The following is an 18,930-nucleotide window of genomic DNA, read 5'->3' as shown; positions in this document are numbered from 1 at the left end:
AGAGAGAAGACGGACAAACCCCGTTTTACGGGGCATGCACATGCGGCATTTCGATTCACTCAAAACTTTCCCCGGACAGCCCTGCTCCTCATGGGAGAGATCAGCAGCTTCACCGGTGCCGCCAATCCAGTAATTTGGTGATCGGCGAAAGTGAACGAGATAGCCAATCCCCCTCGATGGACCACGAGGGGGAGATCGGCAGCGTCGCGGACACCGCCCACCCCTCCGCCCGCGCCGCCTTCTCCAGCGCCGCCACGAGTTGGTGGTTGGCATAGACGCGCGCACCGCGCCGCTCCTGCCGCTCGGCCTGCGAGTCCGGGGAACCGGTGCGGCGGCCGCTCCATATATCGGGCGCATCGGGGTCGCAGAACTCCGCCACCTGCTCCCACACGGCCTCATACTGGCTGCGCTCGCTCTCGAGCTCGGACTGGCGGGAAAGGATATCGCGGGCGCGGCTGATTGAGCCTTCTGCAATGGCCATGTGGGGCTCCTGGATGTGGGTTGAGTGTGCGTCGCAAAACGTTCTTGTGCGTTGCAGCAATCCGTGCGTAGATGGACAAGGTAACGGATACGGGATGACCAAAACGCCAGAATCAAGGGCGGAAACGGCCCACTTCGACGCTCTGCATGGCCTCCGGGGCATCGCTGCTGTTTTGGTGATGCTAGGCCACTTCACCGAATTCACGGGCCGGCGATATGATCTGGCGCCGTCCGGGTTCCTCGCCGTCGACCTGTTTTTTCTGTTGAGCGGCTTCGTGATCGCACACGCCTACGACGACAAGTTCCGAAAGGGCATGTCATTTTGGAAGTTCGCGGAGATCCGTCTTCTCAGGCTCTACCCGCTATATTTTGCCGCGGTCGGCCTGGCCGTGATCGGCGTGGGTGCAATCATCGCAACGCGCGGGCTCAGTTCGTATTCGCGGCTGGATTTGCTCGCAAGTCTTGGGTTTTCCGTTCTTTTTTTACCCACGCCGCCGTCGCTCTCGACATTTCCCGACGTGCTTTTCCCGCTGAATGGCCCAGCGTGGTCCCTATTTTATGAACTCGCCGCCAACGCTGTTTTTGCCGCGCTGGCCGTAAGGCTGGCTGCTCGTTCACTTGCGCTCATTGTCGGTGTTGCGTTCCTGGCCCTGGTGCTTCTGGCTTGGCAGGGTTTCGTCCTTGGGGGCGGCGCCCATTGGGACGACACGATCGCGGCTCCCGCCCGGATCGCGTTCTCGTTCTTTCTCGGGGTCTTTCTCAATCGATATGCGACCGGGAAGAGTCGGGATGGCAATCTCTATATGCCGTTTCTCCTGACGCTGTGCGGAGTGCTCATGATCTTCAGACCCGTCGAACATGTGCAATTGTACAGTCTGGCGATCATAGTCCTGGTCTGGCCCTGGCTCGTTGTCGTGGCCTCCCGTTTGCGGCTATCCGGGTTTTGGCGCTGGATTGCGCTCTTCTCCGGCAATATCTCTTACGCCATCTATGTGCTTCACACGCCGCTCATCCGCCTTTCGAACGCCGTGGTCGAATCTGTGACCGGGGCCTCGTGGAACGAGCACGGCTTGCCGTTCATTCTGGGAACATCCATCGCCATCATCGCGGTCTCGGCATTCGCGCATTATGTCTACGACAAGAACATCCGGACACTGCTGCGGCAGTGGCTTTCACTTTGGCGCGCACGAGAGGGCGTGACACAGTTTTAGCTGGATTTTGGTTCGCCGCCGGTTGTGTCATGACAGCGTGCCCATTTGGCCGACGCGCGATTGGCGATCGGCAGCACGATCACGCGCTGCGCTTGATGCTCTCCAGCGCCGGCGCGCCGCCCTTGCGGCCAAAGCGCCGGACGACGAATCGGCCCGCCTTCTGGCCGGGGACCTCGATCAGATTATAGGTGACCCAGGACAGCAGGGTCACCGTCGGCAGCACGACGGCAATGACGATCGCGAAACGCAGCGGCGCCGCCAGCCCGTGGCCGTATTGGCTGATGACGAACGCCGCGACAGGCTGCAACACCAGCAGATGGATCAGGTAGATGCTGAAGGAAAGCTCTCCCATGAGATGAAAGAACCGGTTGCTGAGCGTCACGGCTATCGCCCTCGCCAGCCTTCCCGCCGCTCCCGGCAGCATGCGGTAGAGAACCAGGGCAAAGAACCCCGCCACCAGCGCTTCACGCACCAAAAGCTTGCCCAGTCCGTAGTCGCCGCCAAACGGCAGCGCCGCCAGAAGCAGCGCCAGTGCCAGATACAGGATCGGCCGTGGCTGGCTCTGGTGCACGACGCCCGCCAGCAGCATGCCGCACAGGAATATCTGCATCTTCAGCGCCAGGAACGACGGCATCGGAAAATGGATCGACAATCGGCCCAGCGCAAACACGATGATGCAGCCAACCGCGGCGACAAGCCCGACGCTTCTTATCCAGTCCAACCGGCGCACCAACAGCATAATGGCCGGGAAGGCCGCGTAAAACTGCATCTCCAGCCCCAGGCTCCAGTCGGGGAGCGGCGTGCGGTAGGCGAAGCCTGGCAGCAGGCCGAACAGGAACGTCAGATGCGCAACGATGTTCTTCAGGCCGCTGTCGAGATAGCGCTCGGGCGCCTGGTGCGACCTCGACAGGAAATCGTCGATGATTATCCTGGAACCGTAGAGATAGGGGCCAAGCGCGAGTGCCAGCAAAAGCATGACGTAGAACAGCGGCGCGATCCTGAAGTAGCGGCGCGTCCAGAATTTCAGCCAGGTTCCCGGTCTTTGCCAGGGCTCTTTGTCCCGGCGCAGCTGATAGTGGAACACCATCAGGAAGCCGGACAGCATGATGAAGAGATCGACGCCGAGATCCGGCTCGCCGACGATGGGAACACGCCAGCCGGTCAGAAGCAGGCAATGCCCGACAAGCACCCAGATCGCCGCGAGCGCGCGAAGCCCGTCGAGGCATTCGATGCGCGATGACCTGATATCTGTCATTGCGGACTCCGAGATAGTAATGTTGCAGTGCAGCATGCCGGCTGAGGCCGGATTGTCAACCCGCCGCAAGATGACGAATTGCTCTCCGCTGTTACCGAATGAGCTGCCGTCTTCGGCCCCAGAGCGGTCAGTCTGCAATGCGCGGCATCTCGGCCGTATAGATCCGCTTTGCCGTTCCTGAAAGCTGACGTCGCAGATCGCGTTGGAGGTCGTGGTGGCGCCACTTCCGGATTCTGCCAGTGTTGACGCGAAGGTCGCGTCTCGACCCCATCTCGGATTTGCCCAGCAGGATCGATCGGCAGGCCAGAAGGGCTGGGCGTTCGAGAAGCCTTGCCCGACAAAGTGCTCTGCCTTGGCGCCCGCCACTACCGAGTTGGCGTGAGCCGCAGTTCGATACCCTTCGCTGGGCCGAGTTCTCACATGATGCTCATGCCGCCATCGATTAGCATTTCAGAACCGACCATGAAACGGCATTCGTCGGACGCCAGAAACACCACAGCATTGGCAATTTCCTGGGCCGTCCCAAAGCGGCCTGCCGGGACCATCCCGACGACAGCGTTCGCCCGAGCCTTCGTTTCCGCCGGACCCAGACCAAGCTTGTCGTTGAGCGGCGTGTCTATCGGGCCCGGGCTGATCACGTTGGCGCGGATGCCTCGCCCTATCAGCTCACCGGAGAGCGTTCGCGCCAATGAAATCATTCCGGCTTTTGCCAACGAATAGACGTGCGTTCCAGCCATTCCCATGTGTGCGTTGACGGAGCCGCTGAGAATGATGGATGCCGGATTCGAAAGGAGCGGGACCAAGGCCTTGACCAGGAAGTAAGGTCCTTTGTGACGCCTGCCAGCATCGAGATCAAATTGTCTGTCATGCCGTCGCTAAAATAATCTAGCGTCGTGTCGCCGCTCATGTTCTTGAATGGCAAAGCTTCATGGATGTCTGGCTTGCGAAGTTCGTCGCGTAGGCGCCGGGTTCTAAAAGCGTTACTTTGATGCCGAACCCTTTGACCTCCTTGGACAGACTCTCATGGAGCGCCTCAAACGACGACTTGGACGCATGGTACATGCCGGTTATCGGGCCGGCGTAAATGCCCGCCACGCTCGAAACGCCAATGATGTGACCACTCCCCTGCGCGCGCAGAAGCGGAAGGGCCACTTGGATTACAGAGAGAGGTCCATAGAAGTTGGTGTCGAACTCGGCGCGGACCTCGGCCTCGCTGGCTTCTTCGATCGCCCCTATCAGCGCATAGCCGGCATTGTTGATGACGATATCCAAACGACCGAAATGCGCATGCGCCTTAGAGACGACATCGGCAATTTGGTCGCGGTGGGTCACGTCAAGTGCTAGAGGCAGGACCGAGTCTCCAAACTTGTCAGCAAGGGGAGCTACATCGGTCAGCGATCGAGCGGTCGCGACGACTTTATCACCCCGCTTGAGTGCATCTTCCGCCCAGATGCGGCCAAATCCACGCGACGCGCCCGTGATGAACCAGATTTTCGACATCAAACTACCTCATGATTTGGGTGCCATTGGGCACGTCTCTTGAGGTAGGCAGGCCGCCTGTCGAGTTCATTTGCAGGTTGCGACAGAAAACTGGCGATGGGCGCCAAACTAGTTCAGGCGAGAGGCCTCGATGTTCTGCTCGCGCCACTGAGCGGGGGTGACGCCTTCCCACTCGCGGAAGGCGCGATAGAACGAGCTGGTATCCTGAAAGCCTAACAGGTAGGCAATCTCGTCGGCCGCATTCGCGCCACTGGCGAGCATTTCGCGACCAAGCTCTTGGCGCGAAGCTTCCAGTAGCTGCCTGAAGCTTGTCCCGGATTCCGAAATACGGCGCTGCAGCGTGCGCTCGCCCATCCCCAGGGCGTTGGCCACGTCCGATAGTTCGGGCTTGCCGCTGGCCAACCGCCGCTTCAGAACAATCTTGACCTGTTCCGGCAACGAGCTTTGCGCATCGATCTCGTCGAGTGAGGCCAACAGTGCCGGCGTAAGGATGGCGAGCAGCTCGGGATTGTGCCCAGCAAACGGTCGATCCAGATCATCAGCACGCAGCACCAGCTGGTTCTTGGGCGCCCCGAAGGTTATTGGCGCTCCGAAGTACTCCTTGTGCTCTCGGGTCGTCGGGCCTGCTCGGGTCATTTCCACGCGCAGCGGGACGATGTGACGACCTGTTCCACGTCGTCCCAATTCAAGGATTGCTGCAAACGTCACGTCGACCGCTACGTCAGGCTCCGGGCCAACGGCGTGGATCCAGGCGAAGCTGACAAAAGCCTCACCATCACGTTCTATCACGTGCAGCTCTTCCGGGGTGCAAAGCCGCTTGAACCTGGCAAGACGATTGAGGCCGTCGCGGAAATCCTTGGCGAAGAAGGCCGACATGGTTGCGGGGGGATGGACCGTTGTATCTGCCGCTACATTGATATGCAGCCCGATGGCAGGGTCGCCCGACAGCTCCTCCAGCGCTTGCCAGAGGTCGAAGTATTGGGCGGTATTGACCCAGGCGTCTTCGGAAATGTGGAGCGTCGCAGGCAACCGAGCTTGCCTCAACAATGCCGCCGGTGAGATGCCAGCCCGCTCTACCGCGCGCCAAAAGGCCTGCGGGACTTTGCATCTGTCGATTGGTAGCCGTGTCATGGCAGGCCTTTCACTCGCCCGTAATGGCGGCATATGAGCGCCACTGTCCTATCGTCGTCCAGCCCAATCCCAGTTCGATCACAGCGTAGCCGAATCCGCCACCGATCCAGTGATCCATCTGCTCTACCGGGTCGCCCACTGTGTGGCCGGCGGGGTGGACGGCAACGGTTGCTCGCTCAGCTGCTTGCCGCTGGCGCGCCGGGCGGCGTGAGTGCCGGCGAGGACGCTACGCAGCTTGGCGGCCTGCTGGTCGATGGCCTGCGGGCCGTTCCCGGTGAGCAGCCGCACGGATGGCTCGTAGGCCAGCAGCGGGGCGGCGATGTTGAGGGAGGTCGCGAGTTTGAAGCCAGCTTCCTTGATGGCCTTGTCGACGAAGTAGGCGGTTCGGGTCTTCTTGCCGGGGACGCGCGGGTAGAGGAACCGCAGCGCGAACAGCTCGCCGATTGCGGGGACGGTCGAGATGGTGGCGGCGAGGAACGGGTTGTCGCTAACGAGGTAGGGGTGGCCCTGCGCGTCGACGCGCTGCCGGGTGGAGGTGACCGCCACGGGCGCGTGGCAGATCAGCGAGATGACGACGCCATTCTCCCGGGCTACGTGGAGGGTTTCGCCGAGCCACGGGTTGTCACGGAAGTCGACCATGGGTGCGTGACCGCCGGGGGTGTGGATGAAGTCAAAGTCGGCGAAAGTGAACGGGTCGGCCGGGTCGCGGTGACGTTGGACGAGTCCTGCAGCGAGTGGAAGGTGCCCTCGGGGAGCTTGTCGAGGCGGCGGATCAGTTCGGGGCGGTACGCGGCTCCGGTTCGCTGTTGGGCAACAGTTCGGAGACTGGGATCCGGCCGATGTGCCGCTCCAGCAACTGGACTTCCTGCTCGCGGCGGGCGACCAACGCGGGGTGGCGCTGCCGGAAACTGTTGACGTCGAACGAGCGGCGGCGCTGCTGCATACGGAGGGGGATGGTTATGGCGCCGGTCTTCTCGATGGATTGCACGGACAGGGCCATGCCGTTGATGTCGAGTTGCGGGGCGTTGCCGTCGGGGGTGGCGAAGGTGAACTCGTAGTCGTTCTCGAACTCCTTGAGCACTTGAGCCATCTCGACCAGGAAGAACCCGGTCGAGATCGACTTGACGTCGGCCGGTTCGGCCAGCGGCAGCTGGTGGCCGGACGAGATGAGGATCAGTGCGCGGCGCTTGGTGGTGGGCATGACTTGTTCCTTTCGATGCTTTCGGCCGGGGTGACGACTAGGCCGTCCCCGCCATTCATCGGCAGATATAGGCACGCCTCCTGTGGCATTCACTTGCAGGATGCGACAGAAGACTGGCGATGGCCGCCAATTTCTAGTGTCCGCGTTGGGTCAAAGGCGTGAATTCGACATCACGCGTTCCTCTCGGTGCGGACACCAGGCTCCACCCATCGCACAGTGCCGAGGGTCATATAGACCAACGCGCCGCGGCGAGCCCCGGTTGTTCGCAAGTAGTCCTCGAGTTGACCTGCGTGAATTACCACCGACAAAGATCACTCGGCCATCGGTGAAGGTCCGTTGTTCGTTGATGGCGTGGGGCGCGCCTTCCCAGCCTGCCGTTTGCAGGCGCGGAACAACGAATTTTCGACAGGTATCTGCTTCAGTATTCACCTGGCTTCTCCATGTGGCCGCCTGGCTCGTCTCGTACGTGGCGCCAGCGACTTGTCGCCAGATTTCCAAGCTTTGACGTTCTGTGCTTTCCACCGCAGGGCCGGACTGGCTTCTATCGAGGCGCGCACGTTCTCCGGCGCCTCCAGAGCGGACGCGTCGATCTCACCCCGGTCCAGCACGGCATCCAGAAATGCCCTCTCCCCCGCCGTGAACCGAAACAGCGGTGCGAGCTTCTCCCGGCATTCGGCCGTGACGCTCTCGATCCAAGCTGCGGGGCCGCCAAAGGCATCGAAATATCGATCATGCAGGCACATGGTCAGCTTGCCGGTGATGTCGCCGACCTCGCATCCGATCTCGTCTGGCGAGGTAGTGCGCCAGTCGAAGCTTTTGGCGCTCGCGCCGATCATCAAGGTAGCGGCCTTGATCTTCGCCCAGTCGAGCCCCGGCATGGCGATGATGCGGTGCGCATCGAACAGATCGCGCGCGGCGCGGCGCGTGACCAGCGCGACCATCTTGCCGGCAACGATCTCATGGATGTCAAGAACCGGCACGTTCGTGGCTTGAAAGGGTCCGATAGCTGTTGATGGCATGCGAGCCACGCCGTAGAGCGGTCCGCGATAGAGATAATTGATGTCGATCTCGATGGTCCCCGCACCGCCCAGCGCGGAGGCATAGCGATAAATCCATTTGCCGCCGGCGTGCTCGGACGGCTCACGCCGCGCCGCATAGCCTTTCGATTCCATCAGGCGCTCGATCCGGTCTTCCAATCCAGGCCGGTCGGCGTCCATCTGCTCTTTCTCGAGCGCGCCGACATAGTTGACGTCGATATCGACCGAGAGGCGGTCCAGATCGGAATGGAAGACATTAAGCGCCGTGCCGCCCTTCAAGGCGATCCGTGGCCCGATCAGCGTGTCCGCGCCAAAAGCATCGAGAATATCGATCAGCCGGATCACACGCTCCAGCGTCGCGGGCTGAAGCTGCCGCTCGGCCGCCAGGTCCTGAAGGGTTTCTCGCGACGCAGCCATCAGACGCCTTCAAAGGCGGCGTCGACCGCCTGCGTCGGGAGAAGCACGCGCCACGGCTCGACGAACACGGCATGACCAGGTTCAGCGCCTAGCGCATAATGCTTCGAGCGTGGAAGCCGCGCTCGCAGGCGTGCCAGGACGTCGTCGGCGACGCCGAGCGCGCCGCGCCGCCTCTCAAGCCACCAGCCGGAAACGGAGGCGAGCGAGCGGTTGTCCAGCAGTTCGACATAGTCGGCGACCTTCGCCGGATCGAGATAGCGCACCAGATCCAGCGATTTCAGGACTTCCTCGGCGCCGCCGGCGAGTTCCGGCCGGTGCAAGACGTCGACGACCGTGCGTTCGACCGCGGTCACACGGACTGTCACCCCCTGCCGATCCATGATCATGGTCAGATAGTCGGCCTTGCTGGCAGCCGCCAACGCCTTCGGCGGCGTGACGAAACGGCAAGCGCCAAACGGCCGATCCACGCGTTCGGTCCGCCCGGCGCTAACGAGCTGGACTTCGTTGAACTCGGAATAGGCTATGCCATGCAGCTCAAGCGCGGAGTGAAACCCCAAGACGCCATCGGGACGGAGCTTGCTGGCCGCGGCGAAGCGATCGATCACCATCCGCTCCGCCGGCAGATGGGCGGGCACCGCGGCAAACACCTCGCGACTGACGCGCTTGATGTTGCCGGCCCGCAAATGATGCCGGAGTAGGCTCGTGACATTGGCCCCGCCCGCCGGGTGGCCGAAGGCCGCCGCGAACTCAGCCCGGGTGAACACCGGATGAGCCGACAGGAAGCTGGCCGTTTTGTGCTGGCGGGGCTGCATAGCGAGGTCTACGATTCTGTGTGGAATTGGGCAATAAATAGCCATTCTGATGCATATTTGTCAACAGAGCCTTTTCGCACGGACAGCACGGGCGAGCTGGGCTTTCTATCGCTGAAAATGCGCCATATAGGCTATAGTTTACCCTTTCCATCGCTCTTTCTTAAACCAATGCTCCTATCAGATCGCCGTTTGGGCAGCGGAGCTGCTTTCTTTGCGGGTTCCCCGCAGAAGGGGTCGGCCGAGATCCTGGGCTCGGCGCAGGGGAAGGCTCTCCCCGCCGCCCCCGGCGACTTCAACTGCCTGCATAGCGTATTGCAAGAATAGCGGCGTGGTCTGGCCCTGGTCGTGGGATTGCCTGAGGAAGGCGGCGTGCTCGGCCGGATAGCGCTGGGCAAGCCCCAGGCGCTGGTTCCAATCGTTGGCGATTTCGGCTAGCCGCGGATAGAGCGCGGTGCGCAAAGCCGCCGATCCGGTCGGGCAAGGGATAGCGGAAACAGCGATACTCGCCCTTGCCGAAGCCATGCCGCGCCATGTGGACATGGCTGCGGAAATGCTCTTGCTGCGGGTAAAGCGCCGCGATCTGCCGGCACTCCTCAGGCGTCAGCAGCTTTTCCATCACCGCGCAGCCATAGCCGCTCAGTTCCTCAGCGAGCTTGCCAGTCGTAGCCGGCGACGCGCGCCTCAGCCGATTTCGCCGCCGCTTTCGACCCTATCGAATGGATGGTCATGGCTTTGCCTCCAATAGCGTGCCTGCTATCAGAGATGGGTGAAGCAGCGCCCGCGGACCACCCGTTTCCTGCGAAGTGATCGCCTCGCCAGCACTGTTCATCGACGTCTCGCATGCTTCGGATGGCGGCGACCGGCTGCAAGGTTTACAACAGGCAAACTTTACGGCCGACGTCGAACATCGCCTTAGAAACGGAACCCCGAGCCGATGCCCGCAACCATTGGAATTTTGCTTTTCGATGCCGCCGAGGAACTCGACTTCGTCGGACCCTGGGAAGTGCTGACGGCGGCCGCTTCGCCCGCTGACAGGGTGCTGACCGTGGCGGCATCGCGGCAGCCGATCCTGTGCGAGAAAGGCATGCGGGTGCTGCCCGATGCGACGTTTGCAACGGCGCCGGTGCTCGATGTCGTGCTGGTGCCGGGCGGCAGCGGCGCTCGGCGCATTCCCGATAAACCGACCGCAGCATGGCTGAGGCAGACCGCCAGCCGGTGCCGGTGGCTGACCAGTGTCTGCACGGGGTCGTTCCTGCTTGCCAAGTGCGGGCTGGTGACCGGCAGCAAGATCACCACGCATCACCGCTTTCTCGACGAGCTTCGCGCGCTGGGCACTTCAGAGGTGATCGCGGGACAGCGCTTCGTGCGCGACGGCAAGGTCATCACCGCTGCGGGCGTCATATCGGGCATCGAAATGGCGCTGTGGCTGGCGGGCGAGGTTTTCGGCGCCAAGGCCGCGGCGGATGCGAGGGACTATATCGCCTACGACTGGCCGCCTCGCTGAGAGCGGGAGCCGGCCGGTCCTGCGTAAAGTGAAGTGCTGCGATCAAGCCTTCTTGCGATAAAGCTCAAGCTCAGGATCGAGGTCGACCCGCACCGCATTGGTGAACACGGTGGTCGCCACCATGATGCCGGCGAAGGCGACGAGGTTGACTAGCAGCGGCTCGTCGTAGCGGGCTTTCAGAGGGCATCGCGTTGAAAGTACGCTAAACAACGCTTAGGGAGAACAACCGGTGATTCTTGTCGGGCAGCACCTGCCTCGAAGGGGCAGCCGAGGTCGCTCGCTACTAACGGCCGGTCACCGGAACGAGCAAGTAGCGCCATAATCGGTGATTCCCGCCACGAGCGGACACGGATACGCCGGCATCACGACGCGAACGGGTGGGGGCCGGCCCGCACGAGCGGCAACGTTCAACGTGTCGACGCCTTCACAAGGCGGACGGCAAGCTCAATGGCTTCGGTATCGGATAGGTCTCGCTCCTCGGCCAGGGAAAGCCAGGTCGCGAACTCGAGGGTATGCGCGAGCGTTGCGCCGAAAAAGCGAAGCTCGGCTGGGCCGACCTTCCAGCCTTCACTTAGGATCTCTTCCGCTCGCCGGAGCATCGAGCGCCTCCGTTCCAGCGCAGCTGCAACCACGGGCATCTCGGCGTCGCGGTAAAGGTTGGCGAGCAGTTGACGCTTGCGGCGGTAGTAGCCGTAAAGCTGCTCGAGCGCGGTTCGGTGACGCTCCTCCGGATCATCAATGCCGATCCACGTGTCCGGCCTCGGCGGAGGGTCGGCCTCGAACGAATAGGCCGTGCAGGCCGTGAAGATCGCCTCCTCATCGGGGAAATGGCGATAGACGGTGAGACGCTGCACTCCGGCCCTTTCGGCGATCGCGCTGATCGTCGTTCGCGAAGGCCCGACGGTGTGGTGCAGTTCGGACGCGGCGCGTGCGAGCGCCCGGTGGGTTTCGGCCTGTTTGTCGGCCCTGGCCTTGAGGTTATAACGCCGCCGGGGCGGCACTTTCGGTGAACGCACGTGGTTACCCATCTTGACGAGAGACAGATCGGAGTTTATCGATAAGTGAACTCGCAATCGGCGGTTTCGGGATCCGCTGGAAGATTGAAGGAGCTGCGAGCGACGGGCGCTTCTCCGTGGTCCACCACCCTCTTGCTCCTCGGGCGCTGGCGGCGCCGCTTCATCGGCATCATCGCGAAGACGAATATTTCTACGTCCTCACCGGCCGGCTCGGCGCCCTGCTTGGCGATGATGTCGTTACCGCAGAACCAGGTACGTGGGTGTTTAAACCGCGCAACCAGTGGCACACCTTTTGGAACGCGGGTGACGAGCCGTGCGAGATCATTGAGCTGATCTCGCCGGCGGGATTCGAAAACTACTTCCGTGAGCTCGCAGCCCTGTGGCCCGATCAGACGAAGATGCCCGAGTTGCTCCGGAAGTACGAGCTCGACATGGACCCCGAGAGTGTGCCCGACCTCTGTGCCCAGTTTGGGCTGGTTACGGCGCGTCCTGAACCGGCCACCTAAGAATCTGTCATTTTTGGTTCAGCCCTGCTGCTCGATTGTGACACGGCGCCGAACCATGATCCCACGCAAATCGCCGGTATGCTATTGATATCGCGTTCATATCGGGCGCTGAAAGAGGGCCGACACCGGCGCCGGTCGTAATCCTCTCCTGGGTCAAGAAAAGCCGAATAAATCAAACGGTTCACCCACATTGGGGCAGGGGTTTGGCGCCGGTTCACACTACAGACCCCCAAGCAGTCATCGGAATTAATGTGCATACATAATTTTCAGCGTCCCACGCGGCGCCGGCCAGGCGCCGCTCATGATTGGAGTCCTCTGCCGCTGGGATGCCATCGGTCCAGCGGCAAGCGGAAAATCGGCCTATTTGGCTTTGCCCAGCAAGAGGTCGAGATCGACCGCGTCCGCCATCACCTTGTACCCGGCGTCGTTGGGATGGAGGTTATCGCCGCAATCGTAGTCGTCACGCAGGTATCCCGGCCTGGCCGGGTCTTCCATTACCTTGTCGAAGTCGATCACTCCGTCGAAGCCGCTGCCGCTGCGGATCCATTTGTTCACGGCGACGCGGATCTTTTCCTTCTCGGGCGTGTAGTAGCCTTCGGTCGGAAGCCCTTTGAACGTGTCGGCGAAGGGGGTCAACGTCGCGGCGACAATGCGCACGCCATGCGCATGCGCGCGGTCGATGAGTTGCTTGTATCCGGTGATGATGTCTTCGGCGGTCGGTTCCTTGTCGTCCGGCGTGATTGCATTTTTGCCGGGCCAGCCGATATCGTTGATACCCATCATCAGGACCACGGTTGATACCCGAGGATGGCTGACAACGTCGGAATCGAAACGCGCGAGCGCGTTGACCCCCATGCCATCGGTCAACACGCGATTGCCTGAAAAGGCCTCGTTCACCACCGCGACATTGCGATTCGCCACGTGCAGCCGCGTGGCGATATGGTCCGGCCAGCGATTGTTGGCGTCTGGCGTCGAGCAATTGCCGTCCGTGATGGAATCGCCGAAAAACACGATCGCTTTTGAATCCTGCGCGGCGTCGACCAGTATGTCGCTCAGGAATAGGCGCGATTTGATTGTGCTGTCGGCCTTGAACGAGGCGTCGCTCGTGAAGTTACCCGGGCCGGAAATGTAGGCCGTTTGCACGCCGTCCCAATGCACAGAGGAGAGCGCGGTCTTCTTCGGAAGGAAAACGCTGACCGAGATCTCGGAAAGCGCTTTTGCCGGAAGCTCGACCGGATCGCTGAGGATCGGTGCACCCGCCGGAATCACCACTGAACTCTTACCGCCCCAGGTGAGCGGCTTCGCCTGGTCGACGCTGCCGTCCTTGCCTGCGATTCCGACGCTGCCGGCGCCGATGGTCAGCGGCTTGGTCCCGAAGGCATTCGACAGGACGACACGCACGGAATTGCCGCCCACGCTGATGCGGGCGACCTGACGGACCGTCTGGTTCTCCAGGACCTCAGGCACACCGAAAGGTGCGGGAAGATCATCCGACCAGCGCGGAGCGGGTGTGGCCGCCCATGTGGTGATCCAAGCCCCCTCCTCCGCTCCTTGCGCCGCCGCCGACAAAGTTGCGATCGCGGAAGCGGCCGCCACGGCCACATATATCACGATAGCGTGAAGCCGAGACCGTTGTCTCCCCGCTGCGGGAGAAAGCACCGATGAAAACTTATCTTCGAAAACAAATTTATTGAGCCGCATTTTTTCATCTCCTCCTCGAGACATGCTCGGTAATGCCGCCGCCGGCCACATTATGACCGGCAGAGCTGGGAATGAAATTGAACTTCCGTTGTGATCCAGCTCCATCGAACGAGGCTGACGGCCCTGCCATGCGGCGAACGCTCTGGCCGACGAGAAGCTAAAGGTTCTGGGATGCCGCCCGCGCAGCGGATCGAGCGGCTGTCCCCAGGGGGAACATGGGCATTCCGCTGGTCCAACTGGAAACCTGTATGTCAGGGGTTGCCAGCGCGCCCGACAACGCAGGCTCAGCAGTTGGCTCCCAGCCGCGCGGGCGCGACAGCCCTGCGATCGTGTCCTGATAGCCGTCATCCATGATACTGTCCGCCAGCAAGCCTCCGGGGTAGCTTCAAAACCGCCGGACGACGTCACCTGATCGGACACGACCTCTTGACGGTCGGCGTCGAAACCCGGCGCCGATTGCGCCATCCTTCCATCGTTTGAGTTCCAGGCTGCCATTTATGCGACTTTCGAAGCACAAATCATGAACATGGGATGACGGGGTATTCGGTTCAAATTCGCCGCGGATGTCCTCTGTGGATGGCTCCCGTATTGCAAGAGGTAATTCGTTGTTCTGGCGCATTGGTCGGGTGCAGTCTTCTGTCCGGCCTGTTCATGCAGCCGTTCGAAGCTGCTGGCCTTGATGGGGTCGGCGAACAAGGTCCCAATCTGCTTTGCAGGCTATGATGCCTCCGACATCGCATGGGTTGTCCCTGTTCCCGGCCTGACAGTCTCGCCATCACATCGCGTCGCTCTTACAACCTCATGGAGCCGATTGATCGGCTCGATCTGATTTCTGCTTCAGTGTCTCGTCTTCTGCGCAACTTACGCCGCAAGGTTCGGAGCATGACGCGCTTGATAGGTTTCGCCGCGCGCCATGATCGCCCACACCACGCGGGCCATCTTGTTTGCCATCGCTACGCTGGCCACGCGCGCTGGCTTCCTGGCGAGCAACGCGAGGAGGCGCGGATCCGCAGCATCGGGCTTATGCCTTGCCCGTCGGATCAGAGAGGTCGCGCCGATCACAAGGAGCTTTCTCAGGTACCGGTCGCCCATCTTGGTGATGTGCCCGAGACGGTCCTTTCCGCCGCTCGAGTTTTGCGAAGGTGTCAGCCCGAGCCAGGCGGCGAACTCTCGACCCGAGCGGAACTGTCCCGGATCGGCAACGGATGCAGCCAATGCTGTAGCCCCTACCGGACCGATACCGGGGATCGTCGACAAGCGTCGTGCGACGTCGTCGGTTCGTTGGAGGGCAAGGATCGACCGGTCGATGGTCTGGAGCCGGGCATGGGTGTCGAGCACCTGCTCGCACAGGAGACACAGAATCTGCAGTGCCATTGCCGTACGTCCAATGTGGATTTCTTCGCGGCTATCTGGCGCGCCAGCTTAAGCGCTCGCTCCAAACCTTCGGGAATATCGATGCCGAACTCGGCCAACAGGCCGCGGATCATATTCACCAGTTGCGTACGCTGCTTGACCAGAAGATTACGGGTGCGGTGAAGCGATAGGGCCGCTTGCTGCTCGGCTGACTTCATCACGACGAAACGCATGGTCGGGCGTGTTACCGCTTCGCAAATCGCTTCCGCGTCCACCGCATCATTCTTTCCGCGCTTCACATAGGGCTTCACGTAGGACGGTGTCATCAGGCGGACTTCATGGCCGAGCTCCGTCAACTCTCGAGCCCAATGATGCGATGTGCCGCACGCCTCCATGCCGATCAGGCAGGGCGGCAACTTGGTGAAGAACGGCAGAACTTGCGATCGGCGCAGGGCCTTGCGAACAACAACGTCTCCAGACGCGTCGACGGCGTGAACTTGAAAAATGCGCTTGGCCAGATCAAGGCCCACGGTGGTAATCTGCATGGCGGATGGCTCCTTTGCTCGGGTTGCCTGACAGCAAACCCACTGTGGCACTCAGATGCCGGGAGCGGGAGCCATCCACCTCATCTGCTTTGCGCCCAAAGTCGGCCATAGAGGCAAACTCGTCTCCGCCTAGAAGCAGACATCACGGATGACGATGCTGCAGGCTCCACTTCGCCTAGAAGCCCGCTGCCGAAGGGACTCTATAAACGGGACAAGCCGGGAAGGTATGCTGGCTTGTCAGCCAAAAGTCGGCAAGAAGTTCACCAGTCGCAATTGTACCCAGGCGTGTTGTAAATACGATGCGAGGTCGCGCAGAGGTACGGCCAAGCCGGACAGTACCAACCGGATTACCTGCATTTATCATGCCGCGCACAGCGACTACACGTTCGCCTAGGCATGGGTCGAGTTTCTGGTCCATGGATTGCACGGATACTGGATTCGCTGAAATCCGAACGACCAAGCTGCAATCGGATCGGGGTGGGCAAGCGTAGCAAAAAAGCATGAATGACAAGAATGAAGCCGAGCCTGCTATTTCCGACATAGTGCGAATGCGCCCTTGGAAGCATGCGCTCCTCACGACGTACACCCTGAGCCTTAGCTATTTCGAGTCAGAAATTCTGCGGCCGCTGCTACGTGGTGGCTGCTCTGACATTTGGCTGGTCGCTGACGCGGAAGGCTATCGATCCTCGCTGCTGGAGCGCCGTTCCATGCGCGTCGGGCAGGAGTATCGGCTTATCCCAGTTGCTCTACCGGACGGGGTGTTTCATGCAAAATGCATTTACCTCGCAGGCGATGAGGGCGATCTGCTCCTGGTCGGCAGCGGCAATCTGACCTTCGGCGGACATGGCAAGAACGCTGAAGTGTTCGAGGCCCTTTCGCCCGGCTCTGCGGCGAGCGCCTTCCGCGATTTCGCCGATTTTCTGGAAGCCGTCGGTTCGCGTCCCGACATCAGAATCGCACGGTCAGAATGGGTCGAAGACTTTGCAGGCCGCTCCCGGGCTGCGGCGGATCAAGGGGCCGATCAGGATGGCTCTCCCCCGCTGCGGCTCGTGCATCCTGTCAACGAGCCCGTTATCGATCAGTTGCCGGGCCTACTGGCTCCATACGGTGCCTGCACCGAAGCGGTTATCATGTCGCCCTATCACGACCACGACGGACTTGCGGTGCGGACCCTCGCCGAGCGGTTGAAAGTATCCTGGACCCGCGTCGCGGTCACGAAGGCGGGCGCTAGCCCTTTTCCGTTCGCGTGTAGAGCTTGGGGTATTGCGCGCACTTCCTCCCGGAAGCGTTCCGCTCGTCTGGGATCCGACCGACCCGCCTGCCTTCGAGCCGCAAGGGCGAATGCCATCAGGCCTAAAGGAGAACGAGATTGTCTATGCCAGCTTTGATCGTCATGACGCTTCTTTGGTCACGGGCCGGATAATCTCCCTGCAACCGACGCAAGGCGTTTGGACCGGGCGTTTGATACAGGCCGATGGCGAGGCCACCTCGTTCGATGCTCCAGTGGAGGCAGACGGGAGCTTTTCGGTCAGATCTTCGGCGCTCGAAGCTTTCTCCGAAATGCCTGCCCTGCAAGCCGTGATGACCATGGGCGAGCGTGAGGCGCGCGGATGGGTTCACAACGAGATGTTTTTGTCTCTTTCGGGCAGGAGGCGTTTGACCGCAGGCTCGCTGAGCCGACTGATGCGGCGGGAGGGAACAGATGACGACTTTGAAGCGCTGCTCGACCAATTGAGCATGCAGGCGGAGCACTATCTGCGCATGTTCGACCGTCCGGTGCAGAAGGCTTCGGTAGACGGCGAACACCAGGACGGCTCCGGCAAATCCGTCACAGTGAACCTAGCCGACCTGGCGCCAGGCGCTGAGGGTTCTCAAGGCACTGTTCCACCTTCCGGCATTTCGTCCACTCCTGACCAGTTTGACGTTGCGATGACCCGGCTGCGCCGCATGCTCCTTGGGCATGGCCGCGCGAAGACGGCGGCTTTGCAGCATTCAGGCGAGTCCGTTGTGGCCGAAGAGGACGATCCGGAAACGAGCGGCAAGGAAGGGCCTACGCCAGATGAGCGCGCGCACAAACTCGGCCTTGCGGATTTTGAGCGCGAGATTGGGCGTTTCGTCGTGGACGCCGAGAGCAAGCCCAACGTGGTGAGAGGGCTATTGGCAATGGAGCTTGAGGTCGTGATGTGGATGCGCGTATAGCCGAGTCCTGGGCCAAGGTGGTCGCTGCGGCTATCAACCTAGCTCCCTGCAGAGCTTTTTGAGGAGCGAGTGGGTATATGTCGACGCGCTCTTGGTCTCTCTCCTGGAGACGCCGAGAGATGCTGTTGCGCATGATTTCCAGTCGGCTTCCGATGCGGCCCTGATCAAGCCAGAATTCCGTCAGCTCCATCAAATCCTGTGGTCTTGACGTGAAGGACCATGCATCGGCGCGCTCGATGGCCTCGATGAAGGCTTTGGTGTGATTGATGCCACGGGCATTGGCAAATGCCTCGATTTGGGAGCGAGAAAGGTCATCCAACGTTACGATCTTGAAGACGGGCTGGGACCTTTCTGCCGGTCTATCGGAAGTCTCAACTGCGTCCTCAATCGCATCGTCGGTTTCGGAAGCCGCGTCTTCCTTCGCCGTCGTCGTGGCAGGTGTGAAAGGCAGATGAGTGACGCAAAGCGCAAGATCCGTCTTGGGGCGCCACGCATTGGTTCGCCCGGTGACAATGATGTGCGTGCGATCCTTCGCCGTTGCGATCCGCCTTCCTAGCTTCCTGATTGCGAGCACGAAGTCTCCGGGATTGCGCAGGCGCGCCTCGTCAACGGAGTCCAGCAGGAGCCATCCTTCATCATTCGATGCGAGCCACGACTGAAACTCTTCAAACGTCCCGACCTCGAATCCGTCCTCGAAATCGTTGGGTACATGTTCGAGACGGATGAAAAACGCTGACTTGCCTTGGGCACGTAGATCGAGGGCGATATTGCGAATTTCAGCAGTTTTTCCTGAACCGGCTTCCGACAAGATAATGACGCGGTACCGCTCAATCAGGTCCGACCAAGAAAGCCGATCACCGACACGAAACGCGTAACTTAGGTCAAGCTCATCGTCCTCGTTGGCGTACTTGGACAGCTCGTGAAAAGTGCGGTTCAGCTCTATAAATTGATATTCGGAGTCGCTTTCGGTCATCTTATTCCATTTGGGATGCGAGGTGAGATCTTACTATCATGTACAAGGGAACAAGAGAAGAACAACCGAGCGGCGGCGATGCTTCTCAT

The 18,930-nt window shown here is 61.1% G+C and carries 16 protein-coding genes and 3 pseudogenes; 4 read left to right on the top strand and 15 right to left on the bottom strand.

The annotated features are described in order from the left end of the window. Nucleotides 1–109: 109 nt before the first annotated feature. Nucleotides 110–481 (bottom strand): hypothetical protein, encoded by a 372-nt coding sequence (locus NKH02_RS18990; RefSeq protein ID WP_352880674.1) that lies wholly within the window; start codon nucleotides 479–481, stop codon nucleotides 110–112. A 94-nt stretch (nucleotides 482–575) separates the two neighbouring features. On the opposite strand from NKH02_RS18990, the gene NKH02_RS18985 reads away from it, so the two are divergent. Further along, the gene (locus tag NKH02_RS18985) at nucleotides 576–1,691 is read left to right on the top strand and encodes an acyltransferase family protein (protein ID WP_352880672.1); all 1,116 of its coding nucleotides are present in this window, start codon (nucleotides 576–578) and stop codon (nucleotides 1,689–1,691) included. Nucleotides 1,692–1,770: 79 nt separating this feature from the next. Here NKH02_RS18985 and NKH02_RS18980 read toward each other — a convergent pair whose 3' ends face one another. The 9 genes and pseudogenes from NKH02_RS18980 to NKH02_RS18940 all read right to left on the bottom strand — a co-directional run. Next, nucleotides 1,771–2,946, bottom strand: coding sequence for an acyltransferase family protein (locus tag NKH02_RS18980; protein ID WP_352880670.1), 1,176 nt, complete (start codon nucleotides 2,944–2,946; stop codon nucleotides 1,771–1,773). A 416-nt stretch (nucleotides 2,947–3,362) separates the two neighbouring features. Beyond that, nucleotides 3,363–3,770: pseudogene (locus NKH02_RS18975) on the bottom strand (SDR family oxidoreductase); the annotation flags it as partial. Nucleotides 3,771–3,849: 79 nt separating this feature from the next. Beyond that, entirely contained in the window at nucleotides 3,850–4,446 is a 597-nt protein-coding gene (locus NKH02_RS18970) for an SDR family NAD(P)-dependent oxidoreductase (RefSeq protein WP_352880668.1), read from the bottom strand. 108 nt (nucleotides 4,447–4,554) lie between these two features. Then, nucleotides 4,555–5,577, bottom strand: a complete 1,023-nt coding sequence (locus NKH02_RS18965) for an AraC family transcriptional regulator (RefSeq protein ID WP_352787594.1) — start codon at nucleotides 5,575–5,577, stop codon at nucleotides 4,555–4,557. Nucleotides 5,578–5,700: 123 nt separating this feature from the next. Continuing rightward, on the bottom strand, nucleotides 5,701–6,216 hold the full coding sequence (locus tag NKH02_RS18960) for a hypothetical protein (protein ID WP_352880666.1): 516 nt from the start codon (nucleotides 6,214–6,216) through the stop codon (nucleotides 5,701–5,703). Nucleotides 6,217–6,349: 133 nt separating this feature from the next. After that, on the bottom strand, nucleotides 6,350–6,778 hold the full coding sequence (locus NKH02_RS18955) for a type 1 glutamine amidotransferase family protein (RefSeq protein ID WP_352880664.1): 429 nt from the start codon (nucleotides 6,776–6,778) through the stop codon (nucleotides 6,350–6,352). Nucleotides 6,779–7,203: 425 nt separating this feature from the next. After that, nucleotides 7,204–8,232 (bottom strand): nucleotidyl transferase AbiEii/AbiGii toxin family protein, encoded by a 1,029-nt coding sequence (locus NKH02_RS18950; RefSeq protein WP_352880663.1) that lies wholly within the window; start codon nucleotides 8,230–8,232, stop codon nucleotides 7,204–7,206. Then, nucleotides 8,232–9,044 (bottom strand): type IV toxin-antitoxin system AbiEi family antitoxin domain-containing protein, encoded by an 813-nt coding sequence (locus tag NKH02_RS18945; protein WP_352880661.1) that lies wholly within the window; start codon nucleotides 9,042–9,044, stop codon nucleotides 8,232–8,234. The genes NKH02_RS18950 and NKH02_RS18945 overlap by 1 nt, the downstream gene beginning before the upstream one ends. 309 nt (nucleotides 9,045–9,353) lie before the next feature. After that, nucleotides 9,354–9,772, bottom strand: a pseudogene (locus NKH02_RS18940) (2OG-Fe(II) oxygenase); the annotation flags it as partial. Between the two features lie 206 nt (nucleotides 9,773–9,978). Between NKH02_RS18940 and NKH02_RS18935 the strand changes: the two are divergent. Then, nucleotides 9,979–10,548: a DJ-1/PfpI family protein gene (locus NKH02_RS18935; RefSeq protein WP_352880659.1), complete on the top strand. Its 570-nt coding sequence runs from the start codon at nucleotides 9,979–9,981 to the stop codon at nucleotides 10,546–10,548. Nucleotides 10,549–10,590: 42 nt separating this feature from the next. On the opposite strand, the gene NKH02_RS18930 is transcribed toward NKH02_RS18935, so the two are convergent. Both NKH02_RS18930 and NKH02_RS18925 read right to left on the bottom strand, forming a co-directional pair. Continuing rightward, nucleotides 10,591–10,758, bottom strand: a complete 168-nt coding sequence (locus tag NKH02_RS18930; RefSeq protein WP_352880682.1) for a hypothetical protein — start codon at nucleotides 10,756–10,758, stop codon at nucleotides 10,591–10,593. A 197-nt stretch (nucleotides 10,759–10,955) separates the two neighbouring features. Beyond that, nucleotides 10,956–11,564, bottom strand: a complete 609-nt coding sequence (locus NKH02_RS18925; RefSeq protein WP_352880657.1) for a TetR/AcrR family transcriptional regulator — start codon at nucleotides 11,562–11,564, stop codon at nucleotides 10,956–10,958. A 116-nt stretch (nucleotides 11,565–11,680) separates the two neighbouring features. On the opposite strand from NKH02_RS18925, the gene NKH02_RS18920 reads away from it, so the two are divergent. Further along, nucleotides 11,681–12,070: a cupin domain-containing protein gene (locus NKH02_RS18920; RefSeq protein ID WP_352880655.1), complete on the top strand. Its 390-nt coding sequence runs from the start codon at nucleotides 11,681–11,683 to the stop codon at nucleotides 12,068–12,070. A 360-nt stretch (nucleotides 12,071–12,430) separates the two neighbouring features. Here NKH02_RS18920 and NKH02_RS18915 read toward each other — a convergent pair whose 3' ends face one another. Together NKH02_RS18915 and NKH02_RS18910 are read right to left on the bottom strand one after the other, a co-directional pair. Beyond that, nucleotides 12,431–13,771 carry an SGNH/GDSL hydrolase family protein gene (locus NKH02_RS18915; RefSeq protein WP_352880653.1) on the bottom strand — a complete coding sequence of 447 codons (1,341 nt, stop codon included), beginning with the start codon at nucleotides 13,769–13,771 and terminating at the stop codon, nucleotides 12,431–12,433. Between the two features lie 861 nt (nucleotides 13,772–14,632). Beyond that, nucleotides 14,633–15,669, bottom strand: a pseudogene (locus tag NKH02_RS18910) (IS110 family RNA-guided transposase). Nucleotides 15,670–16,169: 500 nt separating this feature from the next. On the opposite strand from NKH02_RS18910, the gene NKH02_RS18905 reads away from it, so the two are divergent. Next, nucleotides 16,170–17,057 carry a phospholipase D-like domain-containing protein gene (locus tag NKH02_RS18905; protein ID WP_352880651.1) on the top strand — a complete coding sequence of 296 codons (888 nt, stop codon included), beginning with the start codon at nucleotides 16,170–16,172 and terminating at the stop codon, nucleotides 17,055–17,057. 662 nt (nucleotides 17,058–17,719) lie between these two features. Here the strand turns inward: NKH02_RS18905 and NKH02_RS18900 are convergent. Beyond that, nucleotides 17,720–18,841 (bottom strand): NACHT domain-containing protein, encoded by a 1,122-nt coding sequence (locus tag NKH02_RS18900; protein ID WP_352880649.1) that lies wholly within the window; start codon nucleotides 18,839–18,841, stop codon nucleotides 17,720–17,722. Between the last annotated feature and the right edge of the window lie 89 nt (nucleotides 18,842–18,930).

It is taken from the genome of Mesorhizobium sp. M1396 (genome assembly GCF_040317725.1).
Lineage (GTDB): Bacteria > Pseudomonadota > Alphaproteobacteria > Rhizobiales > Rhizobiaceae > Mesorhizobium.
Note: the sequence above shows the minus strand (reverse complement) of the source record. Positions and strands in the feature narration are given on the sequence as shown.

Excerpts from the sequence above, each read along its gene's own strand:
- NKH02_RS18965 (WP_352787594.1), bottom strand. The coding sequence starts at position 5,577 with ATGACACGGCTACCAATCGACAGATGCAAAGTCCCGCAGGCCTTTTGG.
- NKH02_RS18990 (WP_352880674.1), bottom strand. The coding sequence starts at position 481 with ATGGCCATTGCAGAAGGCTCAATCAGCCGCGCCCGCGATATCCTTTCC.
- NKH02_RS18905 (WP_352880651.1), top strand. The coding sequence starts at position 16,170 with ATGAATGACAAGAATGAAGCCGAGCCTGCTATTTCCGACATAGTGCGA.
- NKH02_RS18970 (WP_352880668.1), bottom strand. The coding sequence starts at position 4,446 with ATGTCGAAAATCTGGTTCATCACGGGCGCGTCGCGTGGATTTGGCCGC.
- NKH02_RS18945 (WP_352880661.1), bottom strand. The coding sequence starts at position 9,044 with ATGCAGCCCCGCCAGCACAAAACGGCCAGCTTCCTGTCGGCTCATCCG.
- NKH02_RS18955 (WP_352880664.1), bottom strand. The coding sequence starts at position 6,778 with ATGCCCACCACCAAGCGCCGCGCACTGATCCTCATCTCGTCCGGCCAC.
- NKH02_RS18935 (WP_352880659.1), top strand. The coding sequence starts at position 9,979 with ATGCCCGCAACCATTGGAATTTTGCTTTTCGATGCCGCCGAGGAACTC.
- NKH02_RS18900 (WP_352880649.1), bottom strand. The coding sequence starts at position 18,841 with ATGACCGAAAGCGACTCCGAATATCAATTTATAGAGCTGAACCGCACT.
- NKH02_RS18960 (WP_352880666.1), bottom strand. The coding sequence starts at position 6,216 with ATGGTCGACTTCCGTGACAACCCGTGGCTCGGCGAAACCCTCCACGTA.
- NKH02_RS18950 (WP_352880663.1), bottom strand. The coding sequence starts at position 8,232 with ATGGCTGCGTCGCGAGAAACCCTTCAGGACCTGGCGGCCGAGCGGCAG.
- NKH02_RS18985 (WP_352880672.1), top strand. The coding sequence starts at position 576 with ATGACCAAAACGCCAGAATCAAGGGCGGAAACGGCCCACTTCGACGCT.
- NKH02_RS18915 (WP_352880653.1), bottom strand. The coding sequence starts at position 13,771 with ATGCGGCTCAATAAATTTGTTTTCGAAGATAAGTTTTCATCGGTGCTT.
- NKH02_RS18980 (WP_352880670.1), bottom strand. The coding sequence starts at position 2,946 with ATGACAGATATCAGGTCATCGCGCATCGAATGCCTCGACGGGCTTCGC.